At 54.0% G+C, this 25,147-nt stretch carries 17 protein-coding genes and 1 pseudogene; 12 read left to right on the top strand and 6 right to left on the bottom strand.

Annotated features, from left to right (window positions below):
* Window positions 1-20 precede the first annotated feature (20 nt).
* The 3 genes from ACL02P_RS15045 to ACL02P_RS15035 all read left to right on the top strand — a co-directional run bounded on the left by ACL02P_RS15045 (window position 21) and on the right by ACL02P_RS15035 (window position 3,696).
* Complete coding sequence (locus ACL02P_RS15045; protein ID WP_009225381.1) at window positions 21-767, top strand: hypothetical protein; 747 nt, start codon at window positions 21-23, stop codon at window positions 765-767.
* 2 nt (window positions 768-769) lie between these two features.
* Complete coding sequence (locus ACL02P_RS15040) at window positions 770-2,320, top strand: MDR family MFS transporter (RefSeq protein WP_412837586.1); 1,551 nt, start codon at window positions 770-772, stop codon at window positions 2,318-2,320.
* Between the two features lie 98 nt (window positions 2,321-2,418).
* The gene (locus ACL02P_RS15035) at window positions 2,419-3,696 is read left to right on the top strand and encodes an MFS transporter (protein ID WP_412837585.1); all 1,278 of its coding nucleotides are present in this window, start codon (window positions 2,419-2,421) and stop codon (window positions 3,694-3,696) included.
* 95 nt (window positions 3,697-3,791) lie between these two features.
* Here the strand turns inward: ACL02P_RS15035 and ACL02P_RS15030 are convergent, their stop codons facing one another.
* The gene (locus ACL02P_RS15030; protein ID WP_412837584.1) at window positions 3,792-5,108 is read right to left on the bottom strand and encodes a CynX/NimT family MFS transporter; all 1,317 of its coding nucleotides are present in this window, start codon (window positions 5,106-5,108) and stop codon (window positions 3,792-3,794) included.
* Between the two features lie 464 nt (window positions 5,109-5,572).
* Between ACL02P_RS15030 and ACL02P_RS15025 the strand changes: the two genes are divergently transcribed.
* Complete coding sequence (locus ACL02P_RS15025) at window positions 5,573-6,871, top strand: IS110 family transposase (RefSeq protein WP_009227147.1); 1,299 nt, start codon at window positions 5,573-5,575, stop codon at window positions 6,869-6,871.
* Between the two features lie 412 nt (window positions 6,872-7,283).
* Window positions 7,284-7,949 (top strand): DNA-binding response regulator, encoded by a 666-nt coding sequence (locus ACL02P_RS15020; RefSeq protein ID WP_412837583.1) that lies wholly within the window; start codon window positions 7,284-7,286, stop codon window positions 7,947-7,949.
* Window positions 7,950-8,208: 259 nt separating this feature from the next.
* On the opposite strand, the gene ACL02P_RS15015 is transcribed toward ACL02P_RS15020, so the two are convergent.
* A complete protein-coding gene (locus ACL02P_RS15015; protein ID WP_412837582.1) occupies window positions 8,209-9,822 on the bottom strand; it encodes a VanW family protein in 1,614 nt (537 codons plus the stop codon).
* 198 nt (window positions 9,823-10,020) lie between these two features.
* Between ACL02P_RS15015 and ACL02P_RS15010 the strand changes: the two genes are divergently transcribed.
* From ACL02P_RS15010 to ACL02P_RS14985, 6 genes are all read left to right on the top strand, one after another.
* Window positions 10,021-11,367, top strand: a complete 1,347-nt coding sequence (locus ACL02P_RS15010; protein WP_412837013.1) for an ISLre2-like element ISTco1 family transposase — start codon at window positions 10,021-10,023, stop codon at window positions 11,365-11,367.
* Between the two features lie 288 nt (window positions 11,368-11,655).
* The gene (gene ftsE, locus ACL02P_RS15005) at window positions 11,656-12,342 is read left to right on the top strand and encodes a cell division ATP-binding protein FtsE (RefSeq protein ID WP_009225387.1); all 687 of its coding nucleotides are present in this window, start codon (window positions 11,656-11,658) and stop codon (window positions 12,340-12,342) included.
* Window positions 12,332-13,246, top strand: a complete 915-nt coding sequence (ftsX, locus tag ACL02P_RS15000) for a permease-like cell division protein FtsX (protein ID WP_412837581.1) — start codon at window positions 12,332-12,334, stop codon at window positions 13,244-13,246. The genes ftsE and ftsX overlap by 11 nt, the downstream gene beginning before the upstream one ends.
* 96 nt (window positions 13,247-13,342) lie before the next feature.
* Complete coding sequence (locus ACL02P_RS14995; RefSeq protein WP_009225389.1) at window positions 13,343-14,560, top strand: murein hydrolase activator EnvC family protein; 1,218 nt, start codon at window positions 13,343-13,345, stop codon at window positions 14,558-14,560.
* Between the two features lie 566 nt (window positions 14,561-15,126).
* Window positions 15,127-16,578 (top strand): S41 family peptidase, encoded by a 1,452-nt coding sequence (locus ACL02P_RS14990; RefSeq protein WP_412837580.1) that lies wholly within the window; start codon window positions 15,127-15,129, stop codon window positions 16,576-16,578.
* 140 nt (window positions 16,579-16,718) lie between these two features.
* Window positions 16,719-18,074: a PDZ domain-containing protein gene (locus ACL02P_RS14985; RefSeq protein ID WP_412837579.1), complete on the top strand. Its 1,356-nt coding sequence runs from the start codon at window positions 16,719-16,721 to the stop codon at window positions 18,072-18,074.
* A 439-nt stretch (window positions 18,075-18,513) separates the two neighbouring features.
* Here the strand turns inward: ACL02P_RS14985 and ACL02P_RS14980 are convergent.
* The 4 genes and pseudogenes from ACL02P_RS14980 to ACL02P_RS14965 form a co-directional block, all read right to left on the bottom strand.
* Window positions 18,514-19,290 (bottom strand): annotated as a pseudogene (locus tag ACL02P_RS14980) (IS110 family transposase); the annotation flags it as partial.
* Window positions 19,291-19,529: 239 nt separating this feature from the next.
* Complete coding sequence (locus tag ACL02P_RS14975; RefSeq protein WP_036645353.1) at window positions 19,530-20,180, bottom strand: hypothetical protein; 651 nt, start codon at window positions 20,178-20,180, stop codon at window positions 19,530-19,532.
* A gap of 447 nt (window positions 20,181-20,627) precedes the next feature.
* Window positions 20,628-21,509: a flagellar motor protein MotB gene (locus ACL02P_RS14970; protein ID WP_412837578.1), complete on the bottom strand. Its 882-nt coding sequence runs from the start codon at window positions 21,507-21,509 to the stop codon at window positions 20,628-20,630.
* Window positions 21,506-22,342, bottom strand: a complete 837-nt coding sequence (locus ACL02P_RS14965) for a flagellar motor protein (RefSeq protein ID WP_009225395.1) — start codon at window positions 22,340-22,342, stop codon at window positions 21,506-21,508. The genes ACL02P_RS14970 and ACL02P_RS14965 overlap by 4 nt, the downstream gene beginning before the upstream one ends.
* A 261-nt stretch (window positions 22,343-22,603) precedes the next feature.
* Here ACL02P_RS14965 and uvrB point away from each other — a divergent pair, with 261 nt between their 5' ends.
* Complete coding sequence (gene uvrB, locus ACL02P_RS14960) at window positions 22,604-24,598, top strand: excinuclease ABC subunit UvrB (RefSeq protein WP_009225396.1); 1,995 nt, start codon at window positions 22,604-22,606, stop codon at window positions 24,596-24,598.
* Window positions 24,599-25,147 lie beyond the last annotated feature (549 nt).

The following is a 25,147-nucleotide window of genomic DNA, read 5'->3' as shown; positions in this document are numbered from 1 at the left end:
TCACGAAGGAGGGATTGGGGATGGCTGAACAAGTCATGCAAGACCGCAGCGCCGATTTGAAAATCGTCGGCAACGGGACGTCAAACGGCGGGTTTTTTAATAAAGTCAAAATTGTCGGCGAAGGCGAAATCAACGGAGATGTAGATTGTCGCAGCTTAAGTTGCACGGGGACGCTGGAGGTTGACGGAGGCTTGCGTGCCGAGACCGTCAAGGCGACAGGTACGATTGCAGTCACCGGACCGATGCGCGGAGAAGAGCTGAACCTCACCGGCACCCTTAACGTCCGGGGCAGCCTTCAAGCCGGCAAAGCCAAGCTGAATGGGGAAATCCGCATCGATGGCGGCATCGCAGGGGAGGAGATCGGGCTGTTCGGAAGCTGCGAGTTGAACGGCGACTGCCAAGCCGAGCGGTTACGCCTGAGAGGGTCCGTGCAAACCCAAGGTACGATCAACGCCGAGCGAGTGGAGCTTGCGATGTTCGGCCGTAGTGAGGCCGGTGAAATCGTCGGCGGGCAAATCCGCATCGCCCCGCACCCCACGTGGAAGTGGGTGTCGTTGTTTAAGCCCTGGGGGACACCAGCGCTGCAGGCGAAGATGATTGAAGGGGATGTCATTCGCTTGGAAAATACCGTAGCCGATGTCGTGCGCGGCGGGGATGTCTTCATTGGTCCCGGCTGCCGGATCCGGCTCGTGGAATATACAACACATTATCATCAAGACCCGCACGCAGAGGTGGGGGAGCACTTGAATGTTTGGAGGAATGAATAAGGATGAACGCGCAAAAAAGCGGCCGTCTCGGCTTCGTTGTTGCCGGTTTGCTGCTCGGCATCTTAATGTCCGCCATGGACAATACGATCGTGTCCACGGCGATGGCCACCATCGTGTCTGAGCTGGGCGGCCTGGATAAATACGTATGGGTGACCTCCGCGTACATGGTCGCGGAAATGGCAGCGATGCCGATTTTCGGCAAGCTGTCCGATATGTATGGACGTAAACGGTTTTTTGTTTTTGGCATCGCCATGTTCCTGCTAGGGTCTGTGCTCTGCGGTACGGCTGACACCATCGTGCAGCTTAGCATCTACCGAGCGATCCAGGGGATCGGGGGCGGAGCGCTGATGCCAATCGCTTTTGCCATCGTGTTTGATGTGTTCCCGGTGGAGAAACGCGGCGCCATGGGCGGTTTGTTTGGCGCCGTCTTCGGGATCTCCAGTCTGGCCGGCCCGTTGCTTGGGGCATTTATTACCGACCATCTGAACTGGCGCTGGAATTTCTACATCAATATCCCGCTGGGGATCGTCGCTTTGTTCCTGATCCTGGCTTTTTACCGGGAATCGGCCGTTCACTCCAAACAACACATCGATTGGTGGGGGGCAGTAACCTTGATTGGTGCGGTGGTTGCCCTGATGTTTGCCTTGGAACTGGGCGGGCAGCTGTACGCCTGGGATTCCGGACAGATCCTTGGCCTGTTTGCGGCGTTTGCCGTGCTGTTTACGATTTTTCTGCTGGTAGAACGTAAGGCGGAGGAGCCGATCATCTCCTTCGCGATGTTCCGCAAACGGCTGTTTGCGAGCAGCAACCTCGCCGGGTTGTTTTACGGTGCCGCATTTATCGCAGCTTCGGTGTATATTCCGTTGTTCGTGCAAGGAGTCACGGGTGGTACAGCTACCAATTCGGGCTTGATCCTGTTGCCGATGACGCTGAGCTCTGTAGTTGCCTCGCAAGTCGGGGGCTTTCTCGTGCAGCGTACCAGCTTCCGTAATGTGATGATCTTATCGGCGGTTATTTTTATCTTGGGGATCGCTTTGCTGGCTACCATTACGCCGGACACGACCAAGTTGATGCTGTCGATTTATATGGCCATCGCAGGCTTTGGCGTGGGGTTCTCCTTCTCTGTATTGGGAATGTCGGCCATTCAAGATTTTGGACCTTCACAGCGGGGAGCTGCCAGCTCGACGATGTCGTTCATTCGCTCGCTGGGGATGACAGTGGGGATCACCATCTTTGGGATCGTGCAGCGGAACCTGTTTGCGAACCGGTTAAACGAATCGTTATCCGGCATGGGCGGCGGAGCCGAAGGGCTTCCATCCCTGGATGATCCGCGGACGCTCCTGGCTTCGGAAGCACGTAAAGCCATTCCGGCACCGGTTCTGGAGCAGATTGTAACGGATCTGTCGAAGTCGATTACCACGATGTTTTGGTGGACGCTGGTGCCAGCTGTACTGGCTTTGATCACGGTATGTTTTATGGGCCATGCCAAAATGAGCGGGTTTGGGCCTAATGCGGCGGGTCGAAATGAAACGAAGCCGGTGGTTTCGGAGTGAGATATATCCAGATTCAAGGGAATCAAAGAAACAATTGACATCCCTACAGTTGATATGGATAATCTATAGTTTATCCTGAGCAATAATGAGGTGTTTACGTGAAAAGTAATGGGTCACAGGCTTTGCCTTCCGGGAGCTTGTTCCGGAACAGGTTCTACCAGACGATCCTGATCTCTAACCTGTTCTTGCAGATTGGGATCTGGGTCCGTAACTTTGCGATTCTGATGTTTGTCACTGACCAGACCAATAACGATCCGCTGGCGATTTCGCTCATTTCCGTCGTGGAGTTTGCGCCGATCTTCGTGTTCTCTTTCATCGGAGGGGCATTTGCGGATCGATGGAAGCCGAAGCGGACGATGATCTGGTGCGACTTCTTGTCCGCCGTCTCGGTTTTTGCCGTACTGCTGACGCTGCTGTACGGTTCGTGGGAAGCGGTTTATTTTGCCACCTTTATCTCGGCCATTCTGTCGCAATTCTCACAGCCGTCGGTGATGAAGTTGTTTAAGCAGCATGTCCATCCGGATAAAGTGCAGCAAGGGATGGCATTATTTCAGTCACTGGTTGCCATCTTTATGGTCATTGGTCCGTCGTTGGGGATTTACTCCTACCACCAATTTGGGATCTATGTCTCGATTGGCGTGATGGGCGTGGCTTTCCTGCTCTCCGCTTTGGTGCTGTTCCGGCTGCCGGCGGATGCGGAGCCAGAGGAGAAACAGGAGAAGACCTCCAATATCCGCAAGGAATTGGCGGACGGCTTCCGCTATGTCTGGCGTAGTCCTGTACTGAAGGTATTGGGCGCCACGTTTGCCATCGCTGGCTTCTCGGTTGGGATTATTCAGACGCTGGGGTTGTTTGTCGTCACCGAACGGTTGGGGCAGTCGAAGGAATTCCTGCAATTTTTGCTGGCGGTGAATGGGGTAGCGATGTTGATTGGCGGCGGTGTAATTATGGGCTTAGCCAAAAAAATCCCACCTCAAATGCTGTTAGCCTTCGGGATGGCGGTCAGCGCTGTCTGTATCGCGGGCATGGGGCTGTCGACCAGCGTTCCGTTGACGTTGGCATTGCAGTTCCTGAACGGATTGACGTTCCCTTGCATCCAGATCGGAATCAACACGATGATCCTGCAATGGACGGAGCAATCCTATGTCGGCCGCGTCAATGGCGTACTTAGCCCGATGTTTATGGGCATGATGGTCATCATGATGTCGGTGTCCGGCGTGTTGAAGACGTTCTTCCCGCTTGTTGGCATTTACGCGGTATCCGGCACCATCATGCTGCTGGGCGCGATGATCCTGGTCCCGATCTTCAAGCACAAGCCGGCGGTGCTGCCACAGCCGCAGCCGCAGCCGCATCTGGAAGGACAGCCAACGAGCTGAGGTTGGCAGTAATGAGAAAAGCTGTCCCTTTGGGGCCTATTTGCGGGCCTCGGGGACAGCTTTTTTGAGTTGTGGCTTGGGGGCTTGCATCTCCTTTAGCGTGCATCAACATATCCCTTGCGCCCGGCGGCATAGCCAAAGAGGGCGGTTATGATCGAAACACCGGTGATCACAGCAAGCGGGGTGTCCCAGTTGCCGCTAAGATCGTGGAGATAGCCAAACAGCGTTGGCCCAAAAGCAGCCAAGATATAACCAATCGATTGAGCCATGCAAGATAGAGCACTGGCCTGTTCCGTTGTGCGCGAGCGCAGCGAGAAGAACACGATCGCCAGACCAAAGGTGGAGCCGGAACCAACCCCAAGCAGAAGGATGAAGAGTGGAGCTAACGAGACCGATCCGGCCCAGATGCCTCCAAAGCCTATCACGCATAACGCAGCGGAGGCGGCGGTCAGCCACTTCTGGTTGTCCGATCGCGCGGCGAACAGCGGCATTAAGAAGGAGCCGGCCATACTGACTAACTGCATCAGCGATAACATCCAACCGGCTTGTTCGGCATTCACCCCGCGCTCCTGCAGGATGTCCGGCAGCCACGAAATGCTGACGTAAAACAGGATCGACTGGAAGCCCATAAACATCGTCACCAGCCAGGCAACCTTGGAACGCCAAATATTGCGGAGCCGTGGAGCAGAAGCAGGGCTTAGATCAAGCTGATCGGACTGGGAGCGTAAGGAAGTGCTGATTGCTTCCCCCTCCTTCGGGGCGACGGAACGGCCCGCAACGGCTGCATTGTTCTGGTTCTGGCCAGCTTCGGTACGTTTGGGCAGGAGCGGCAGCCAGGCCAAGCTGGCAATCGCCGTCAACACCACCCAAATCGTTAACGCACCGCGCCACCCCAGCGGGCCTTGGGACAACGGCACGCTGATCCCGGAGGAAATCGCCGCCCAGAAGGTTAAGCACGTGGTGAACAGGCTAGTCATCAGACCGACTTGCTGCGGGAAGTCGCGTTTGATCAGCCCGGGCAGCAGCACGTTACAAACCGCAATCGCGATGCCGATCAACGCGGTGCCGGCAAATAGCGCAGCAACGGACGGCAGGGAGCGGACTAGGATGCCGCCGGTCATCAGGACCATGCTGAAGAACAACGTCCGCTCGATCCCCAGCTTTGCGGACAAGCCCGGCGCAGCCAGCGCAAACACCGCGAAGGCGATCAGCGGCAGTGTCGTCAGCATGCCCGACATCGCGTGCGACAAGCCCGTGGCCGCCTCGATTTCGCCAATGAGGGCACCTACGCCGGTGATGGGCGACCGCAGGGCAGCGGCGGTCAGAAGCACGGCAGTGACCAGTAGCCCTACTGAGGTGCGACGCGTTTGATCTAAGTCTGGGTTAGAGGCGGCCGCGATCGTTTTATTCATCTATAAGGAAGCCTCCTTCTGACATCGACAATAATTTCAGCAACAACGATGGATTCGCTTAAAGTTGGATACCCTAGTTTGGAGAAGCTGTCAATTATTTTATGCAGTAAATTTATGATGAAACGGTTGTTGCAGGTTTTAGATGCAGTTCAGTATACTTCAAGTTTACATCGGGTGGCAAATTGCGGATTAGATGACTTGTTCAGGAGGGATATGGAAGAATCTGACGAACATGTGGTAAAATCATGTGTAACCGAAAAATATAGAGTCGTGAAGCACACGCCTTTTGTTGTCGGACGATGCCGTTTGTCTCGTCTGTCGATGAAAGGCGTTTTATTTTTTCATAAATTGAGGAGCAATTCCTGTAGTGAATTAATTTGCGGTTTGAAATGAAAAAGCGCCTCCTGTATGCTGGGTCTCGGAATGTCGCACATTCACTGCCCTAAATGAGGAGGACGCTCTAGATGAAGCATAACCAATCCAGCAAACAAAATCAACGGATTTCGAGAATTTCTGAAACAACACTGGTCATCGGGACCGACATCGCGAAGCACAACCATGTCGCTCGGGCCTTCAACTATCGTGGCATTGAGCTTGGCACGCGTTGCCTGTTCCAGAACGACGAGAATGGCCTGCTGAACTTGTTGGCTTGGGCCGAATCCATCCAGCAAGAACATGGACTGACGGACGTACTACTTGGCGTAGAGCCAACCGGGCACTACTGGTTCCCGCTGTTTCACTTCCTGAAGCGGCGCGGCGTCGAAGTCGTTTTGGTGAATCCGCATCACGTCAAGAAAAGTAAGGAACTCGACGACAACTCGCCGACCAAGAACGACATCAAAGATGCGAAGGTCGTTGCCAAACTCGTCATCGACGGACGCTATACACAGCCGCAGCTGCCGGAAGGCGTTTACGCCGACCTGCGTGTGCTGATGAACCAGCGAGACCGTTTGTGCGGGGATTTGAACCGGGTGAAAGGAAGAATCCATAATTGGCTGGATCGCTTCTTTCCCGAATATAGACAAGTGTTCAAAGACTGGGAAGGCAAGGCCTCGCTTATTACGCTCACGCACCTTCCCCTGCCGCAAGACGTCGTCGCCGCCGGCGAAACAACGGTCGTGGCCATCTGGAAGAAGAACGGCGTGAAACGAGCGGTAGGCCCCAAGAGAGCGGAACTGCTCTATCGGAAAGCCCGAAAGTCCATCGGCCTCACGGAAGGCGCTACGGCGGCCAAGCATGAGCTAGCCATGTACTTGGAGCAGTACGCCATGCTGTGCAGGCAGATCGAAGAACTGATGGAGCATGTGGCGGCTCTGGTGGAGCAGATTCCGGGCGCCTGTCACATGATGAGCATTCCATGCATCGGCCTCGTTACGGTTGCAGGCTTCCTGGCGGAAGTCGGGGACTTGAGCGGCTACGATCATAGCCAGCAAATTGTCCGTCACGCCGGTCTCAGTCTGCGGGAAAACAGCTCCGGGCTCCACAAGGGGGAAACGACCATCAGCAAGCGAGGTCGCTGTCGCCTTCGGGCCCTGCTGTACCGAGCAGCGCTGACGATGGTTGCCAAGAACCCGGAGTTCCGCGCGCTGCACCTGTACTTTACGACGCGCCGGGATAACCCGCTGAAGAAGAAGCAGTCGATGATTGCGATCTCGAGCAAGCTCATTCGCGTCATGTTTGAGCTAGGCCGTAAACAGAAGGACTATGACGCCAGCAAAGTGCTCGGCCCCCATCGGGAGGCTCAATTGCAAACAGCAGCTTAATTCATTCACAGCTGGATAACTCACTCACGTTTTATCGCTTATACACATGTTGATCTTTGACAAACGAAGCACGGATAGGCTGGGAGGAATTCATTCCATTAGGGCGTCGACCCCGCAGAGGAGCTAACCTGGCCTCCACCCCTTGAAAGGTAGAACGAAGGAATGTAAGGGCATCGACCCAGGGAGATATGGGAGGGTAAACCGCAAGGGCTCATGTGGAGATCCATATGCGACCATACGGCTTTCAAAAAGCGGGGTGGTCCCCACCTCTATTCCCGCCAACAGGTCGATCCCAAATATTCGCTCCTCGTCAAATCCTATCCAAGGGGGCTTTGGATGTCAAAGAAGAAAACATGCGAAAAAGTGAGAAAAACGGAGAAACCATTAATTTATTGAGGGAGGTTGGTGTTGGATGGGATTTCAGCAGATGCATGCGCAGTGGATCAGCGAGCATTTGGAACGTCGGCAAGGGGAGAGTGAACGAAGGTTGAGGGAGGGGCATGGGCACGCAGAAAAAGCTTTTGTCGAAAAAGTGTGGTGGCCGGCTTTCGGGCATTTTCGGCAGCTTCATCCCGAATACGAGGTAACGGATTTTAAGGATGGGTACCGCTATCTTGACTTTGCTTATCTTCGTTCCGGACTAAAACTAGCGATTGAAATTGACGGATACGGCCCGCATCTGCGCGGGATCAGCCGGAATCGCTTCTCGGACCAATGCCGCCGGCAAAACGACCTGATCCTAGATGGCTGGAAGGTGCTGCGATTTACTTACGATGATGTCAGCGAGAACCCGCGTTACTGTCAGCAAACTCTGCAGCAGTTTATGGGACGGTGGTTGGGGGAGGCGGATAATTTGAGGCAGATCAACTACCAGGAGAGGGAACTGCTTCGTCAGTTTCTTCGTGCGGGAAGACCGTTAACACCGGCGGATATCTGCCAAACGATGGGCGTGGAAAATAAAACTGCGCGCAAATGGCTGCGGCAGTTGTTGGAGAAGCGGTGGATCCAGCCGGCCAGCGGCAGCGTACGGATCCGTTCTTATCGACTTTCGCTCGACGCCGAGCGTCTTCTTTTGTAGACCAAGAGGGAATAACGCCCTTTTGTGGTCTTATTTGACTCCCCCAGACAATTTCCGGGGAAATAACGGTAAAAAATGTCCTTATCCTTAAGGAAACGTCGCAATAAGGGCGGGTTTAGGTTTCATATTGTAAAATAACGCCACAATTTTCCCTTATTTCAGTGAAGCGGCGTGAAATTGACGAAATAAGGCCTATTTTTACCGTTATCCTCGGGGTTAGAAGGGAGGGAGGAGGGGCAATGCCGCCTCCCCGTGATTCTTACCGAAAATTCGGCCCGGTGACGCCGTCCTCCAAAATCTGCTTAGGTGAGCTATCAAAGGAGTTGCCGCCGCTGGAGTTGCCACCCGAGCTGCCCGAGCCGACTTGACCGCCGGTTCCTGAACGGCCCGTGCCGCTACCTTTGCTGCCGCCATTTCCGCTCCGGTTGTTCTCGCGATTGCCACTACCTGCATCTCCGCCATTGCTGCTCCCGGTGGACCCCGCCTTGACTTCACGCACTGCGATGACATTAGGTTGCGCGGGGTACGTGTCTTTGGAGAGCAGAGTGCGTTCGACCGTCTTGCCGTCTACTTTTTTGATGCGGTACGTCTCCACGACATATCCCTGCTTCCCGCGCACGAGCACTTGCTGGCTGCCCGCAGGCAAGGAGCGGTTGATCACATACTTGTTGGGCGGGGAAATGACTTCGGTTGTACGCGACTCCAGCATGTATCTCACGTTCTCCGGCATATCGCCAAAAAGCTTAACAGTTAGTTGACCGTTTTTCACCTCGGCGCGGATGAGGAGATGGTGGCCGGAGGTGTTTTGGAAGCGGAAATTGATGTAGCCTTTGGCGAACGTGGCGTCCTGACCTTTGGGCAAGTATTTGACCGGAAGGGAGTGGTTGCGCCGCTCCACGATGGTCAGCCCGGCACGAACCGCCGCATTGTAGAGCGTGCTCGACACTTGGCAAATCCCGCCTCCAACCCCAGGGGTCAGCCGCCCTCCAAAAATAACCGGCGCCTCCCGGAAGCCGTACGTTTTCTCGGCATACTCAATCACTTCGTTGTAATCGAAAACTTCGTCTGGAGCCAATACCATCCCGTCGATGCTGCGGGCTGCCGCGTCCACGTTATGCACCCGCCCGGTCCCGCTGGACATCAGGCTTGTGGAGAACTGGACGATTTTGCGGCGGATGCCTTCTTTTTGGAGCCATTCTACGGTGATTTCGGGCTCTACAGTTTTGAGCGGCACGGTAAACTGCAACGTAGGAAGCTGTTTCGATAACGCGTTTGAGGTTGGTTCATGCCATGAATTTTTTTCCAAACGACGCACTTCATCACCAAGCTGCTTTGGCACCATCTCCAATAAGCGTTCCCAGTCGATGCGTTGCACGGCCGTACCCGGCAAATAGCGAATTTGGTCTTGCGGCGTAATCGTTCGCACGGCGTTCACTGGGGAGCCGAATCGATTCTTTTCCCATTCAGGGGAAAACACCGTCTGCAGCTTCTGCGGATCGAAGGTGATGGTGAGCGTCCACTGCCGATGAAAACTTCTTCTCGCCACTCCTCGTTCCCATAAGGAGCCCTCTTCCAGCCGTTGCACCTCTTCGCGAAAAGCTTCTGCATCAAACGTAACCCCGGCTTCCGCCCAGGTGAGGGTTTTCGTGCTGCCGTCGACCGCAAACACAGCTTGCTTCCGGTTTAATGCGGCGATCTCCTGGTCAAGGAGCCGCAGCGCTTCATCACGCTGGCGCCGGCCCAGATCCAGTCCGGCCACAACGGTGCCCGCAGGCAAGGTGTCCTGTGAGACATAAAGTGCGAGCGCTCCCCAACTTGCAGCGCCGAGAAGCCCAATGCAGAGGAATATAGCTGCCAAATGTTTCTTTTTCATCGCCGTCTCCTTTAGGCCGCAGCCCTTGAGATTCATAGAAAAGAACCTTGTACAACTATTTGTATGATCAAACAGCTGGAAACGATAGTGTAAAATCTCTGTGGGTGTAGGAATTGGAAAAAGCGGATATAGAAAAAGAGCTTCTCCCTTGGTAAAGTGATGTTTGACGCACAACACACCAAGAAGGAGGAAGCTCCTGTGAGCCACTTTACCACAATAATGCCGACGATGAAAGAGATTGAGCAATGGATTTTCCGGAAAATGCAGGAGGAATTCGCTCGTGCGATGAAGCAGGTACTGGAGGCGCTGGATCAGCAGATCCTGGAGGAACGGGACCGAGAGCGTTATCGAGTAAAGGACGAGCGTGAAACAAGCGTCAACACAGTGTTCGGGAATGTGCGCTTTAAGCGGAGATTGTACTGTGACCGTAGAAGCGGCAAACACGTGTATCTGCTGGATCAGCTGTTGCAATTCGAAGGGCGCGGGAAAGTCAGTCCGCATTTGGAAGAGACAGCAATCGCATTCGCAAGCCAAGGACCGTCGTACCGGGACAGCGCAAAGCGGCTGGAGCAGCTTTTGGGCTACAATGTGCTGAGCCACCAAGCGATCAGGGAAAAACTGATGGAGCGTGCGCAACAGCCGATGCCAGCGGTGAAACGGCGCGCTGCCCGCGTGCTGTTCGTGGAAGTGGATGGGCTGTACACGAAGCTGCAGCGGAGCAAAAAGCGCGGGATGGAGAACGCAATTGCAGTCGTACACGAAGGCTGGGAGAAGAACGGCAAGCGGGTACAGCTGAAGAACAAACAGCATTACCTGCATACGAGCGGCGGCGACTTCTGGGAAGGGTTCGGGGACTTTCTGGTGGAGCGTTACGAAATCGACGAGAACACGTGGCTTGTGGTGAACGGAGACGGCGCGGCGTGGATCGGGGAATGTACATCCTACTTTCACCAATGTCTGTACATGCTGGACCGCTTTCATGTGGCGCGTGATTTGAAACGCTTTGTCGGTCATTTGCCGCAGGTGTGGGAGACCGTGAGACGGTCTTTGGCCAAACAGGATGCAGCCGCGCTTATGGCGGTCCTGGAAGGCGTGTCGGAGCAAGAGATAGCGGAAGAGAACCGGAAGGATTGGAAGCCGTATAAAAGATTTCTAAAGCGGCATGAGAAGCATTTGGACGACTACCGAAAAACACTCCAGGCGAAGGGGATCGACACAAGCGGCATGCGCCCGATGGGAAGCGCGGAATCGCAGATGCGTATATTCGCCAAGCGGACGAAGCGTGGCGGGTACAGTTGGAGTGAGCGAGGCGTCAGGGCGATGCTGAGGACGATGATGAGGATTCAAGAAGCGGGCACGGTGGTAAGAACGGTTGAAGGACAAGCGAGTAAGCAGGCAACGCCGCAGCAGTCGATAAACATGCGGCAATTGCTCAAGAACGTGACGCAACCGGTCAAGGGTTGTATCGCTGGAATGATTCGCATGCTGCAAGGACCGAAGCAAAGCAGCACAACGGGTATGGCACTCAAAGCACTTCGCGGATAACGGCAAAAAATTCTGACAAATCACTTGTGTTTGATGAAAGAACGAAGCAAAGCGCTTACAAGGAAGAGGTTCCTTCGGGGTTCGCGTTCCAGGCATCTTAAATGACTGCCCACGCTAGCTTGACACTGACGCTGGAAACTTTCGGGTACTCAAGTGGTAACATCTTTGTTACAATAAATATCGGACTTCAAGGAATTTCCTCAACTTTTAAAGGATTTGGCTGGAACATGTCGAATGTAAGATAGGGCCACCTATAGAAACGGAATCATAGATTTAGGACGTGATCAAGTGATAGAAATGCAGGATGTCTGGAAGACATATCCGAACGGTACCCACGCCCTTAAAGGCGTTTCGGTCAAGATCGACCGTAATGAATTCGTGTATTTGGTTGGTCCCTCCGGCGCAGGGAAATCGACTTTTATGAAGCTGATTTACCGGGAAGAAGTGCCCACCAAGGGGCAGATTTCTGTGAACGGCTTTAACATTGGCAAGCTAAAACCTCGCAAAATTCCCTATGTGCGCCGAAATATCGGGGTGATTTTCCAGGACTTTCGTCTGCTCCCGAAGCTGACGGCTTACGAGAACGTGGCTTTTGCTTTGGAGGTTATCGAAGCCCCGAAGAAGATTATTAAGAAACGCGTGATGGAAGTGCTCGACCTGGTCGGGCTGAAAAATAAAGCAAACCGCGATCCATCCCAACTATCCGGCGGTGAGCAACAGCGGGTGGCGATCGCTCGGGCGATCGTCAATAATCCATCTGTTATTATTGCGGACGAGCCTACAGGGAACCTCGATCCTGAGACCTCCTGGGGGATCATGCAACTGCTGGACGAAATCAACTTCCGCGGCACCACAATCGTTATGGCTACCCACAACAAAGAGATTGTTAATACGATGCGCAAGCGCGTTATCGCGATTGAACACGGCAATATCGTGCGAGACCAGCTGAGAGGGGAATATGGTTATGACTATTAGCACCTTCTTGCGGCATTTGCGGGAAGGCGCAAAGAGCGTGTTCCGCAACGGTTGGATGTCGGTGGCGTCCATCACCTCGATCATCGTATCGTTGCTGATCTTAGGCGTGTTCACCTTGCTTGTGCTGAACGTCAATGCGTTTGCCGATGAGGCGGACAGCCAGGTACAGATCAAAGCATACCTCAACTCAGATGTGACCGAAGCCGTACGCGACCAGATCTATAACGATATCGGCTCCATGGAAGAAGTCAGCAAAGTGAAACTGATTCCTAAAGCCGAAGGTCTCAAGGATTTCCGGGAGAAGCTCGGCGAGGAAGGCAAGGACCTGCTGGAAGGGTACGACGAGACGACGAACCCGATTCCTGATACGTTTGAGGTTCAGGTCATTGAGCCTACTACGGTGCCTTACGTAGCCAGCAAGATTAATGCCCTGAACGATAAATACGAGGAGAAGCCGATCTATAAGGTTAACTACGGACAAGGTACGGTGGAAAAGTTATTCAAAATCACGCGGGCGATCCGCAATATCGGATTTGCCTTTGTAGCGGGTCTTGCCCTGATGGCGATGTTCCTCATCTCCAATACGATCCGGGTTACCATCTTAGCCCGTCGCCGGGAAATTGGCATCATGAAGCTGGTGGGCGCGACGAATACCTTTATTCGTTGGCCTTTCTTCGTAGAAGGCGCACTCATAGGTCTGATCGGTTCCCTGATCACCGTAGGCGTGCTGTTCTTTAGTTACAACGAGCTGGTGACATCGGTCAAATCCGACGTGACGCTGGCCATTCAGCTGGTACCGCTCCAAGAAATCGGTCTGGAACTAGGCGGATTGCTTGTCGGCTTAGGACTTTTGATTGGCATTTGGGGAAGTACGATGTCGATTCGGAAGTTTTTGAAGGTGTAACGGAATTAAGGAAGCGAAGGAAACGAGCCGATACATTGTTATATCTACAAAAGTCGGAATTTTTAATTACCTTTTAAGAAGGATGGGGAAACGAAGTTGAAGAAATGGATAACCACACTCACCGTTGTCGCATTAGCCGCTTTGATTTTCCAACCTACTGAAGGCTTCGCCAAGACCAAAACCATCAGCCAGATCGACAAAGAGCTGAAGCAGCTTCAGGAGCAGGCTAAGCAGGCCAAAGCGCAGCAGGAGAAAGCCGAGAGTCAGAAGCAGGAAGCGCAGCATTACGTCAATAAAAACACCAACTATCTGAAGCAATTAATGAGTCAGATTGAGGTTGTCAGCAACGAGTTAACGAAAATCTCCCTCGAAATTGAGGAAACGGAAGAGGATTTGCGCGAAACCGCGCAAAAGTTGGACGAGACCCAAGCACGAATTGAAGAGCGATCCCACCTGCTCGACACTCGCGTTCGGTTGATGTATACGGATGGCGTCGTTTCCTATTTAGATGTGCTGCTGTCCTCTACCAGCTTCACCGATTTTCTTGAGCGCGCGGACTCCCTCCAAGCGATTGCCAATCAAGACCATATCCTGTTGGACGAGCATAAACGGGATAAGGAACTGATTGAGCAACAGAAGCAGCAACTGGAGCAGGATTATGCCAAAGTGAAGCAGCTTTATGCGGATGCCGAGTCGCGGAAGAGTGATCTCGAAGCGAAAGAGAACGAGAAGCAGCAGCTGATCGCGAAATACAACGCAGAGATTGAGGAATCCGAAGATATCAGCGCGGAGCAAGAAGCGCTCTTGGTTGAGCTGGCCAAGAAGCGGTCGGCGCTGGAACAAGAGAAGAACAAGCTGAAGGCTGCCCAAGTATACAAATACAATAAGAGTTCGTCCGGGTCCGGCGGATTTAAGGGCAACGGCGGCTCGTTTGGATTGCCGGTGGATGGCGCCCGCCTTTCTTCCGGTTACGGTACGCGTATCCATCCGATTACCGGCGTGAAGAAGACCCATACCGGCATCGATTTAGCTGCTCCGCAAGGCACGGACATCCATGCCGCCGAGGACGGCGTTGTTATCGTCGCAGAATGGTGGAGCGGTTACGGCAACACGGTCATCATCGACCACGGAGATAACGTCTGGACGCTTTACGGTCATATCCGCAACGGCGGCATCAAAGTGGAGAAAGGTCAGAAAGTGAAGAAAGGCGAGAAAATTGCCGAAGTTGGAAGCACAGGCAACTCCACCGGTCCTCACTGCCACTTCGAAGTCCGGATCAACGGCAACCCGGTAGACCCAATGCCTTATTTGTAATAAAATAACTATAGTGTTCGAGCGAAAACGGATACCGCCTCTTTGGGGCAGGGTCCGTTTTCACCGTTAGATTAGGTTATTAGCACCGAGAAGGTTGGATGAAGCTAGAGACTGAGTAGCGGAGCTAAACGTTTTCGTAGAAAACGACTTCGGAAGCATAAGCTTGTACGGGCTACGTGAGCAACGGAAGACTCGGCTGAATTCAAGATTCGACGTCGATTATGCTCCTTAGAAAGTGCATCGTGATAAGAAGCCAATTTTAAATCCACCTGGTTAGCATGGAAGATTTAAAATTGGGTTATTAGCACCGAGAAGGTTGGATGAAGCTAGAGGCTGAGTAGCGGAGCGTAGGCAAATCCTACGTGAGCAACGGAAGACTCGGCTGAATTCAAGATTCGACGTTGATTAGGCTACTTGAGAGTGCCACGTGATAAGAAGCCAATTTTAAATCCAACTTAAATTGTAAATATTTCTCATGGGTGGAACATATACTATGTGACGTTCAATTCGGACGTGCCGGGCACGCCGCCCGGTGATGTTCATTTTTTCGGAGGCGGTGATCATGGATGTTTAAAGGTCGTACGGTAGCCCTGCTCGTTGTCGCAGCCATGCTGGTCAGCAGCTTGTTGACGTTAACGCTGACGGGGGAATGGAGCTTTGCCGGAACGGGACCGCTGCGCAGCGGAAGTTATGCCGACACGGCCGGCACCGGCTCGAAGCAAAATATCAAAAAAATCGAGACGGCGCTGCAGCTCGTCCAAAAAAACTACGTCGAGGACGTGGATACGAACAAGTTAATTGATGGTGCGATCGACGGGATGATGAATGCGCTGGGGGATCCTTTCTCCTCGTACATGGCCCCGGATACGGCACAGCAATTCTCGGAGCAGATTGAGGGTTCTTTTACCGGAATTGGGGCAGAGGTGTCCATGGAGAACGGCAATGTCGTGGTCGTTTCCCCAATCAAGGGCTCTCCTGCTGAAAAAGCCGGCATTCAACCGAAGGATATCCTGTTGTCGGTGAATGGGGAGTCATTCGAGGGGCTGAGCCTAAATGAGGCAGTGGCCAAAATTCGCGGCCCGAAAGGCACTGTAGCGAAGGTGAAGGTCAAACGCGCTGGCGTCGCCAATACGCTGGAATTCGAGATTGTCCGCGATGACATTGCACTGGAAACGGTCTATGCTGAGATGAAGGATGGCAAAATCGGGGTTATTACGGTGACCGAGTTTTCGCTGAATACGGCGGATCGTTTCAAGAAGGAGCTGGAAAACCTCGAGAAACAAGGCATGAAAGGCCTGATCATCGATGTGCGCAACAACCCGGGCGGGGTGCTGGACGTCGTCGAGGCGATGTCCGAACAGTTCGTGCCGGCAGGGAAAGCCATCGTCCAAATCGAGGATAAATATAAACGCCGGCAGCAATCGGTTTCCAAAGGAAGCGGGAAGTCCTACCCGGTCGTCGTGTTGACCAACAAGGGCAGCGCCAGCGCCTCGGAAATTCTGGCCGGTGCTCTCCAGGAATCTGCAGGAGCGAAGCTGGTTGGTGAGACAACTTACGGTAAAGGAACGGTGCAATCCAGCTACAGTCAGGAAATGGGCGATGGCAGCATGCTGAAGATCACCATCGCCAAGTGGCTGACGCCAAACGGCGAATGGATCCATAAGAAAGGGATCAAGCCGGATGTTGAGGTGTCCCAGCCGGATTATTTTATGGTAGCACCCATCAATAAGGAAAAAACGTACAAATACGATATGCTCGGTGAGGATATCAAAAGCGCTCAAACGATGCTGGACGGACTCGGATACAATCCGGGCCGGAAGGACGGTTATTTCGATAAAAACACCGAGAAGGCGCTCAAAAAGTTCCAAACAGACCAGAAGCTTACGGCAAACGGTGTGCTGGACGCGAAAACCGCTGAGGCTTTGGAAGCCAGCATCATCCAACAAATCCGCGATCCGAAAAACGACATGCAGTTAAATCGTGCGCTGGAGATCATGCGGAAGGAAATTGCGAAGTGAATGTCGAATCCCTTAGAGGGCTGATGTGCGGCCCTCTTTTTTGCTGAATTTCGTTGGAGTACATAGGTAAACCGATCATTACTCCTAGGGCAAGATGACAAGCTTGAACTTATACACCAAAAAAGGAGCGTGAATACCTCTTGGATCTCATTCTGGAAGGATTGTGGAGTCTGGCGGAAGCAGGGGCGCAGCTATTGCTGCAGCCGTTCTACTATATCTCGATCATCGTCATCCTGCTGCTCTATCGCAGACAGGTTGTGCTGGAACGCCGTCTGTTTCATGTTCGCCTGCACAGATGGGGCTTGCAGACTTGGCGAACCGCCCTTGGCGGGCTGCTGGCGGGGCTGGCGGTTTCCGTCGTCTTCGTCTTCCTCGGAATGAATCTGACGATGGAGGGAATTCTCTGCCTTTGGGTGGTTACGCTAGTGCTGATGCTGTTCCGCATCCGCTATTTGTGTCTCGCTTACGCCGTGGGCTTGCTGGGGGTACTCCAGTTTGTATTCAATCTGATCCCGGATACGGCAGGGGTTGCGGTTCTGAGCGACGTCGTTCGCGTCATTCGGGAGCTGGATATTCCGGCATTGCTTTGTCTGGTCGGCCTGCTGCATTTGGCCGAGGGACTGTTGGTCCGGTGGCAGGGCGCTTCGTTTGCGGGGCCGTTGTTTTTTGAAGGCAAACGGGGCAAGCTGATCGGCGGGTATCAAATGCAAAGCTTGTGGCCGGTGCCGCTGTTCCTGCTTGTCCCGGCGCAGACGTTGGGCGGGGTCCTGCCGTGGACGCCATTGTTTGGCGGGGAAGCATGGCAAGACGGCTTTAGCTTGATCGGGCTGCCGATCGTGCTTGGATTCTCGGAGATGACGCTGGGGATGCTGCCTCAGGATAAAGCGCGCGTTTCGTCCAACCGCCTGCTGGGGTATGGTGCGGTGATCACCGTGCTGGCGTTGCTCGCGGCGTGGTGGAGCCCGCTGATGCTGGTAGCCGCCATCGCGGCGTTTGGGTTGCACGAAGCGTTGATTTGGCTGAGCCGTTACGAGGAGCAGCAACGCAGCCCGATGTTTGTCCATCCGCTAGGAGGACTGAAGGTGCTGGCGGTGTTGCCGGGCAGTCCGGCGGAAGAGCTGGGCATTCGGGCCGGCGAATCGATCGTGAAGGTCAACGGCGTGCCGGTGCCTACGAAGGAAGATCTGCATGCGGCGCTGCGGATCAACCCGGCTTTTTGCAAGCTGGAGGTGCAGAATCTCGCGGGCGAGAGCAAATTCCTCCAGCGCGCCATCTACGCCGGCGATCACCACCAGCTCGGCGCGATTCTCGCGCCGGACGAGCTGGCGCCGGCGGCAGTAAGGCTGCAGCCGCTCTCGCTGCTGCAGCTGCTGCGCCCGCGCGCGAGCGCCCGCGCGGCGCGCGGCGCTCGGGGCGCCACGCCCGCGCCGCAGCGCGATGCGCGGGCGGGCGGCGACGCGCCGGCGGCGGCCGATGGGCCGGCCGCCAAGGCGTAAGGGTGCGCCCGCGCCGCGGGGTGCACAGCACCCCGCGGCGCCGTGGCGCCATGCCCGTGCGCAGCGCGGATGCACGCGTCTGCGGCGGCCAATGGCTGCACCGCGGTGGCGGGCTGCCGCGCGGTGCGACGACAAACCCGCCTGGGAGAGGCAAGGCCTCCCAGGCGTTTTTTGCGTTCGCTAACGGACCCAGGTGACGCTATTTGCATGAGATAAGCAGCCATGAGAATGTAACGGACCCAGATGCTCTTATTTGATTGAAATTAGGATGAACTGTCCTACTTTACCTGAAATAAGGCCACCTCAGTCCGTTAGAACGGGAAATGATGCGGGAAATCGAAAATAAGGTCATTTGGGTCCGTTGCTATCCGTGGGTTGGTTACTTTCGTCAAGGAGAGCTTTTGCAAGCTAGAAACGCACGGTCAGTTTCTTTCAAAACCTAGTGCAAACGGACCACGCAAATTCTCTCCCAAACCTTCGTTTGCTCCCGGGCCTCGTGCTCCGGCGTGAGCTTGTCAAGTGTCTCAAGGGTAATGGCTGTAAGCAATCCAATCCCCCGTAGGGACTGAAGAGCTTGGATCAGAGAAGCCTTAGAACCGGTCGCAGCTTGCTGGACCAGTGCTTTTTCTAGGCGCCCCTTGCGCTGCTCGATTTCATCTAAGGCATGAAGCATTTCACTGAATGCCACGTGTATGGACTCATACGGGAACGTAAGCTGCCCTAACCAGACGCGATACTTCTTGGTCCAGCGACGCTTTATGGTGGCTGGCGGTTCAATCTGGTGACGAAGCAGGAACTTCAAGATCCGCTGACGAGCCCGATGGGCATCTTCCTTGGCCGTTTCCCGGGCGCGAACCAATTCTCGCAGAGCCTCATCTTCCCGCTCGGGGACGTAAATGGGAGTGAGTTCTCCTGCACGATACAAACGTGCGAGTTGCTCCGCATCCCGTCGATCTGTTTTCACTTGGTCGCCGGGGCGTTTGGGAATAAGTGAAGGCGCAATGACAACGCACTCGGCTCCCATGGAAGTAATCCACCGGTAAGTTTCATAGCCTGTGGGACCGGCCTCATAACAAAACGAGAGGTTTTCGGCCGGACCCAGTTCCTTGATAAGTTTGCGTAATGCCGCCGCCGTATGAGGGATAGTCCCATAATAGCGGGGTGACTCCCCACCCACATCTGCAATCGCAACCGAAATTTTTTCTTTGGATACATCTAAACCGACGAATTTTGTGGTAGACTACATAGTATCAGCTCTCCTTTGCTATGTAGCTCTGAAATGGTTTGGTTTACACTTTCCATTTTAACCTACGAGATGTAGCAATTTGGAGGGCTGTCTTTTGTTTACGTTCATCTTAGCTAGAAATCCTGAGCAGAGAGCCACGTCTCACATCACATATGGGTAGACCCACCATACGGCAAATCCACTGCTGGAAGTTGCTCGACCCCCGCTTCTCAACGCACAAGACAATATGTCCGATATCGGTGCTTCCCGCTTGCAACAGATAATTGCTGTTTTTGAGCTAACCCGTGCAATATGCGTCTGGCGTGTCGATCCGTAATCCGCAAATGCTCCGAAAGTTCCAATGGACTAAAGGGCCGTAGCAGACGTCTCGCAAAACGTACTGTTTCCGCCTCAAGCCAATCTAAATCTGGTTGTACTGCAAGGGTCATGAATTTGCCGACAAAAGACAGGACCAGCTGTTGGCATTGCTTCGGCTCCTCTACAATAGACAAGTAAGCGATAGGGAGTAACGTCCAACCATCCAAAGCCAATAAACTGTGACGCCAACATAAATCTTTAAAACGTCGGACATCTAGATCTCTTGCATGGGGGCCGTATCCTTGAATCTCAATCGCCCCCTTAGCCGAGCCTGCCCCTGGGAGATAAGCGAGGTCCAAGTATCGGTAACCGTTATTAAAGTCGCGTACCTCCCACTCCGGGTATAAGTGATCAAATTGTCCAACGGCAGGGAACCATACGAACCTCAAAAACTCCATGGTGCCGTGCCCCAACCCCTTTTTGAGGAGCTCCAATCGTCTAGGATTCTTCTCCTCCTCCATTTGTTGTGCCATCCACGCATCAAATGCTTGTTCAAATTTCATCCCATCTCCACCTTTCTCCAATTGTGAAAACAAAAACGCCGTCCCGATACCTTTTCACCACTAAGGGGCGAGGTATCAAGACGGCGTGTGCTTCACGTCCGATTTGAGCTTAGTTTATCTCGTTTGACGTATGCATGCAATGGTTGAGTGCTTCATAAAAAGCTCAGGTGTTATGTTGTCTGTAACGGTAACGGACCGTAGAGCCCTTATTTCGTTCACAGTTCCCCCTCGTGAAAACTAACGGACTCCAGTGACGTTATTTGGCGTGATATCAGACATAAATAACGAAAAAACAAGTAATAAGGTCATTCCGGTCCGTTAGCCGGGGAAATCGTCCGGGAAATAGCAAATAACGTCATTGTGGTCCGTTAGAGCGCGGGATAAGGGAAAAGAGCACCAGCATCATTGCGGACGCTCAAACAAACGTAGTCCCATTCCACATCCCCCCTACTGCTGCAACTGCCGCAACACCGTGATTTCCACCCGGCGGTTCTTCTGGCGGCCTTCGGGGGTGTCGTTGTCGGCGGCGGGGCGGGTGTCGGCGTAGCCGGCGTATTGGAATTGCTGCGGATCCAGCTTCTCCTTGTCGACGAAAAACCGCAACACCGAAAGTGCCCTTGCCCCCGACAGCTCCCAGTTGTCTTTGAACTCCGACGCGTACACAATCGGCAGGTTGTCGGTATGGCCCTCAATACTGATCACGGTGTCGAGCTGCCGGAACAAGCTGGCTAGCTTGGCGAGCGTTTTGGCGGAGCCGCTTTTGAGGTCGGCCTTGCCGGTGTCGAACAGAAACCGGTCGCTTAACGTGATCGAAATGCCCTGAGGCAAGTCAGCCACGTGGATTTGATCCTCCAGCGAATTGTCCTTGATGTAACTCTCAATGAGCTTCATCAAGTTGGCGAGCTCTTCCTCCTGCTTGCGAAAAGCAAGCTCCCGTTCGGTCAACGGAGCCTGTCCGCTGCTGTCCGCTTGTCCTGTCGTGCCTTGTCCTTCGCCTTGCTTGCTGCCGCTATCTGCCGAGGCCGGCGGATATTTGTGACTGTACCGGGCTGCGGTGCCTGTAATCCCGCTGCCTAACTCCAGAATGGAATCGCCGCCTTTAAACGTTTGCTGGAGGGAGGAGGTCACAACTTCATATTTTTCCACGTCTAACCGGCTCATGGCATACATCATCACGAAAAAAATCAACAACAGCGTAATCAAATCCGCATAGGTGATCATCCAGCGGTCCTTCGCATCGTTTCGTTCCGAGCGGCGTGCACGCCTGCGGGATTCACGCGTCGAAACGTCCGGCTCGTTTATTTTCCCCGATTTGCTGGACGGTCTCATAGTTCATTCTCCTCGGAGGCTTGAATGCGAGCGCCGCTTCCGAAGCTGGCGGGTTTTTCCGCCGGACCGTCATCCGGCAGAAGACGCGCGGTTTCCGCGGTAAAAGACTCCAGCTTCCGCCGCACAAGCAGAGGATGGTCGCCGTTTTGGATCGACAAAATCCCCTCCAGCATCATCTCCATCCGGTCGATTTCGTCATCGCCGCGCGCTTTGATTTTGGAGGCGATCGGAAGAAAAATCAGGTTGGCGCTGGCCACCCCGTACAACGTCGCCGTAAAAGCAAGCGCAATCGAAGGCCCCAATGCCGTTGGTTCGGACAAGCTGCCAAGGACGTGGATGAGCCCCATCACCGTACCGATGATCCCCATCGTTGGGGCGTATCCGCCGGCCGATTCGAAGATTTTGGCGTAGCCGTCATATTTTTTCGATACCGCATCGATTTCCAGCTCCATGATTTGCCGCACCATCGCCCGATCCGTTCCGTCCACCACCAGTTGAATACCCTCGCGCAAAAAAGGATCCCGATGCTCCGCCGCCTTCTTCTCCAAAGCCAAGACGCCTTCGCGCCGGGAAGTGGAAGACATCTCCACGATATCCTCGATCACGCCGTCCTGCGCCGGGGATTTGGTCATAAACGCGAGTGCCAGCGCCTTCGGAACCGTTCGCAGCTTGGCGACCGGGAAGCTGATCAACACGGCTGCAAAGGTGCCGCCGAACACAATTAAAGCGGCTGTAACCTGCAACAGACCGCCTAATTGACCGCCTTCGAGCGTAAATCCGCCAACAAGGGCGGCGAGACCAACAATGATGCCTATCAACGTTGCAATATCCATGAAATATGAACAACTCCTATCTTCGACTTACCGTTTGCATCTATAGGATGAAAAAGGTATAATACATGGGAACACCTATTCCTATTTTGATAAATTTAGGAAAGGCTCAGGGGTTAAGCTTGGTTTATTCATCGGAAGGATGACGATCCTAGTTTATATGTAGAAACAAACTTCTTGAGTAACCAACTCATGTCATAGATAAAAATAATGTCAAATGATGCCTCTAGTATTCCATTTTAGACGATAGGGTGATGTTGGACAATGAGTGAAATCGTGGTTAGCGACAATAAATTCGAGCTGATCTCCGAATATACGCTGCAAGGCGACCAGCCGGAGGCGGTGCGTCAATTGGTGGAAGGCGTGCTGGCCGGGAAAAAGCACCAAACTCTGCTCGGGGCCACGGGGACGGGTAAAACGTTTACGATCGCGAATACGATAGCGAAGCTCGGACGGCCCACCCTCGTCATTGCGCACAACAAGACGTTGGCGGCGCAGCTGGCCAGCGAATTTCGTGAATTTTTCCCCAAAAACTCTGTTGATTACTTCGTCAGTTACTACGACTACTACCAGCCGGAAGCCTACATTCCTTCCTCCGACACCTACATCGAGAAAGATTCCAGCATTAATGAAGAAATCGATAAACTGCGGCACTCGGCGACTAGCGCGCTGTTCGAGCGGCGGGATGTCATCATTGTGGCGAGTGTGTCGTGCATTTACGGTCTCGGTTCGCCGATGGAGTACCGCAATTTGGTGCTGTCTCTGCGGGTAGGGATGGAGAAACCGCGTAATCAGATTTTAAGCCGGCTGGTGGATATCCAATACCAACGGAACGATATCAATTTTGTACGCGGTACGTTTCGGGTGCGTGGCGATGTGCTCGAGATCTTCCCGGCTTCGCATGGGGAGAAGGCGATTCGCGTGGAGTTTTTTGGCGATGAGATCGAGCGGATTACAGAGATTGACGTGCTGACCGGCGAGTTGGTTGGCGAACGGGAGCATGTGGCGATTTTCCCGGCGTCTCACTTTGTGACCCAGGAAGAAACGATGAAGATCGCCCTCCAGAACATTGAACGCGAGCTGGAAGAGCGGCTGGCGGAATTCCGCGCGCAAGGCAAGCTGCTGGAGGCGCAGCGCCTGGAGCAGCGGACACGGTACGACATCGAAATGATGAGGGAGGTCGGCTTCTGCTCCGGCATCGAGAACTACTCCGGACCGTTAACCTTCCGTGAGCGGGGGGCGACGCCGTATACGTTGCTGGATTATTTTCCGGACGATATGCTGATCGTCATCGACGAGTCTCACGTCACACTGCCGCAGATCCGGGCGATGTACAATGGAGACCAGGCGCGTAAGAATGTGCTGGTAGAACACGGCTTCCGCCTGCCGTCGGCGCTGGATAACCGTCCGCTGCGGTTCGAGGAGTTCGAGGAGAAGGCGACGCAGCTGATTTACGTCTCGGCGACGCCGGGGCCTTACGAATTGGAGCACTGCGACACGATGGTCGAACAGATTATCCGTCCGACAGGTCTGCTGGATCCGGTCATCGAGGTGCGGCCAACGAAGGGGCAGATCGACGATCTGATCGGAGAAATCCGCGATCGCATTGCCAAAGACGAACGCGTACTGGTGACGACGTTAACCAAGAAGATGGCCGAGGACTTGACCGATTACCTCAAGGAAGTCGGAATCAAGGTAAGGTATCTTCACTCCGATATCAAAACGCTGGAGCGGATGAGTATTTTGCGCGACCTGCGATTGGGGACGTTCCATGTCCTGATCGGGATCAACCTGCTGCGGGAAGGGCTGGATTTGCCGGAAGTTTCGCTGGTGGCGATTTTGGATGCCGACAAAGAAGGGTTCCTCCGCTCGGAGCGATCGCTGATTCAGACGATTGGGCGGGCTGCGCGGAACGCGGACGGCCGCGTGCTGATGTACGCCGATACGATCACCGAGTCGATGGATAAAGCCATCAAGGAAACCGAGCGGCGGCGCAAAATCCAGATCGCGTACAACGAGAAGCACGGCATCACGCCGCAGACGATCCGCAAGAAGGTCCGCGACGTGATCGAGGCGACCAAGGTCGCAGAGAGCAAAGCGGACTACCTGGCCGATGCCAAGGGCAAGATGTCCAAGCGCGATCGCGAAGCGATGATCGCTCGTCTCGAGGCCGAGATGAAAGAAGCGGCCAAGAACCTGCAATTCGAACGCGCTGCCGAGCTGCGCGACGCGATCCTGGAGCTGCGGGCAGAGGCATAAGCGTAGGCGAGCTGCTGCCCCGTTTAGCAAATATGAGCCAGCCATAGGGTAGCCAAACAAGAGCGCTGACCTATGGCACTTGGCTTGGGGCGGCTGATACGGGGCTCTTAGGTTGTAAGTTGCTGTAACGGAACGGAGAGACCTTATTTGCTCTAGAGAGCAAGGTTTCTCGTTCTAACGGAACGAGGAGACGCTATTTGGCTTGATAATGCACTAAACGTCGTTATAGCTGGTGAATAAGGTCTCTGGGTTCCGTTAGGACGGGAAATATCCAGGAAATCAACGAATAACGTCGCTACGTTCCGTTAGAATCCGGGCGCCCTGGGAGTGGAGCGTCGGCAAACCAACCCTATGTGAATAGCATCGTGATGGGAAGCCGGTTTTAGAGAAGTGAAAGTTAAATCAAGTTTAAAAATCGGGTTTTCAGCACCGAGAAGGTTGGATGAAGGAGGGAGTGAGTAGCGGAGCGTAGTTAGGGCTACGTGAGCAACGGAGCGACTGACTGAATTCAAGATTCGACGTCGAAGATACTCCTGTGAATAGCATCGT

Origin of the sequence: Paenibacillus sp. MB22_1, assembly GCF_047200555.1 — a bacterium.
In the GTDB taxonomy this organism is placed as follows: domain Bacteria; phylum Bacillota; class Bacilli; order Paenibacillales; family Paenibacillaceae; genus Fontibacillus; species Fontibacillus phoenicis.
Note: the sequence above shows the minus strand (reverse complement) of the source record. Positions and strands in the feature narration are given on the sequence as shown.

Excerpts from the sequence above, each read along its gene's own strand:
- ACL02P_RS15045 (WP_009225381.1), top strand. The coding sequence starts at position 21 with ATGGCTGAACAAGTCATGCAAGACCGCAGCGCCGATTTGAAAATCGTC.
- ACL02P_RS15040 (WP_412837586.1), top strand. The coding sequence starts at position 770 with ATGAACGCGCAAAAAAGCGGCCGTCTCGGCTTCGTTGTTGCCGGTTTG.
- ACL02P_RS15030 (WP_412837584.1), bottom strand. The coding sequence starts at position 5,108 with ATGAATAAAACGATCGCGGCCGCCTCTAACCCAGACTTAGATCAAACG.
- ACL02P_RS15025 (WP_009227147.1), top strand. The coding sequence starts at position 5,573 with ATGAAGCATAACCAATCCAGCAAACAAAATCAACGGATTTCGAGAATT.
- ACL02P_RS15020 (WP_412837583.1), top strand. The coding sequence starts at position 7,284 with ATGGGATTTCAGCAGATGCATGCGCAGTGGATCAGCGAGCATTTGGAA.
- ACL02P_RS15015 (WP_412837582.1), bottom strand. The coding sequence starts at position 9,822 with ATGAAAAAGAAACATTTGGCAGCTATATTCCTCTGCATTGGGCTTCTC.
- ftsX (WP_412837581.1), top strand. The coding sequence starts at position 12,332 with ATGACTATTAGCACCTTCTTGCGGCATTTGCGGGAAGGCGCAAAGAGC.
- ACL02P_RS14990 (WP_412837580.1), top strand. The coding sequence starts at position 15,127 with ATGTTTAAAGGTCGTACGGTAGCCCTGCTCGTTGTCGCAGCCATGCTG.
- ACL02P_RS14975 (WP_036645353.1), bottom strand. The coding sequence starts at position 20,180 with ATGAAATTTGAACAAGCATTTGATGCGTGGATGGCACAACAAATGGAG.
- ACL02P_RS14970 (WP_412837578.1), bottom strand. The coding sequence starts at position 21,509 with ATGAGACCGTCCAGCAAATCGGGGAAAATAAACGAGCCGGACGTTTCG.
- ACL02P_RS14965 (WP_009225395.1), bottom strand. The coding sequence starts at position 22,342 with ATGGATATTGCAACGTTGATAGGCATCATTGTTGGTCTCGCCGCCCTT.
- uvrB (WP_009225396.1), top strand. The coding sequence starts at position 22,604 with ATGAGTGAAATCGTGGTTAGCGACAATAAATTCGAGCTGATCTCCGAA.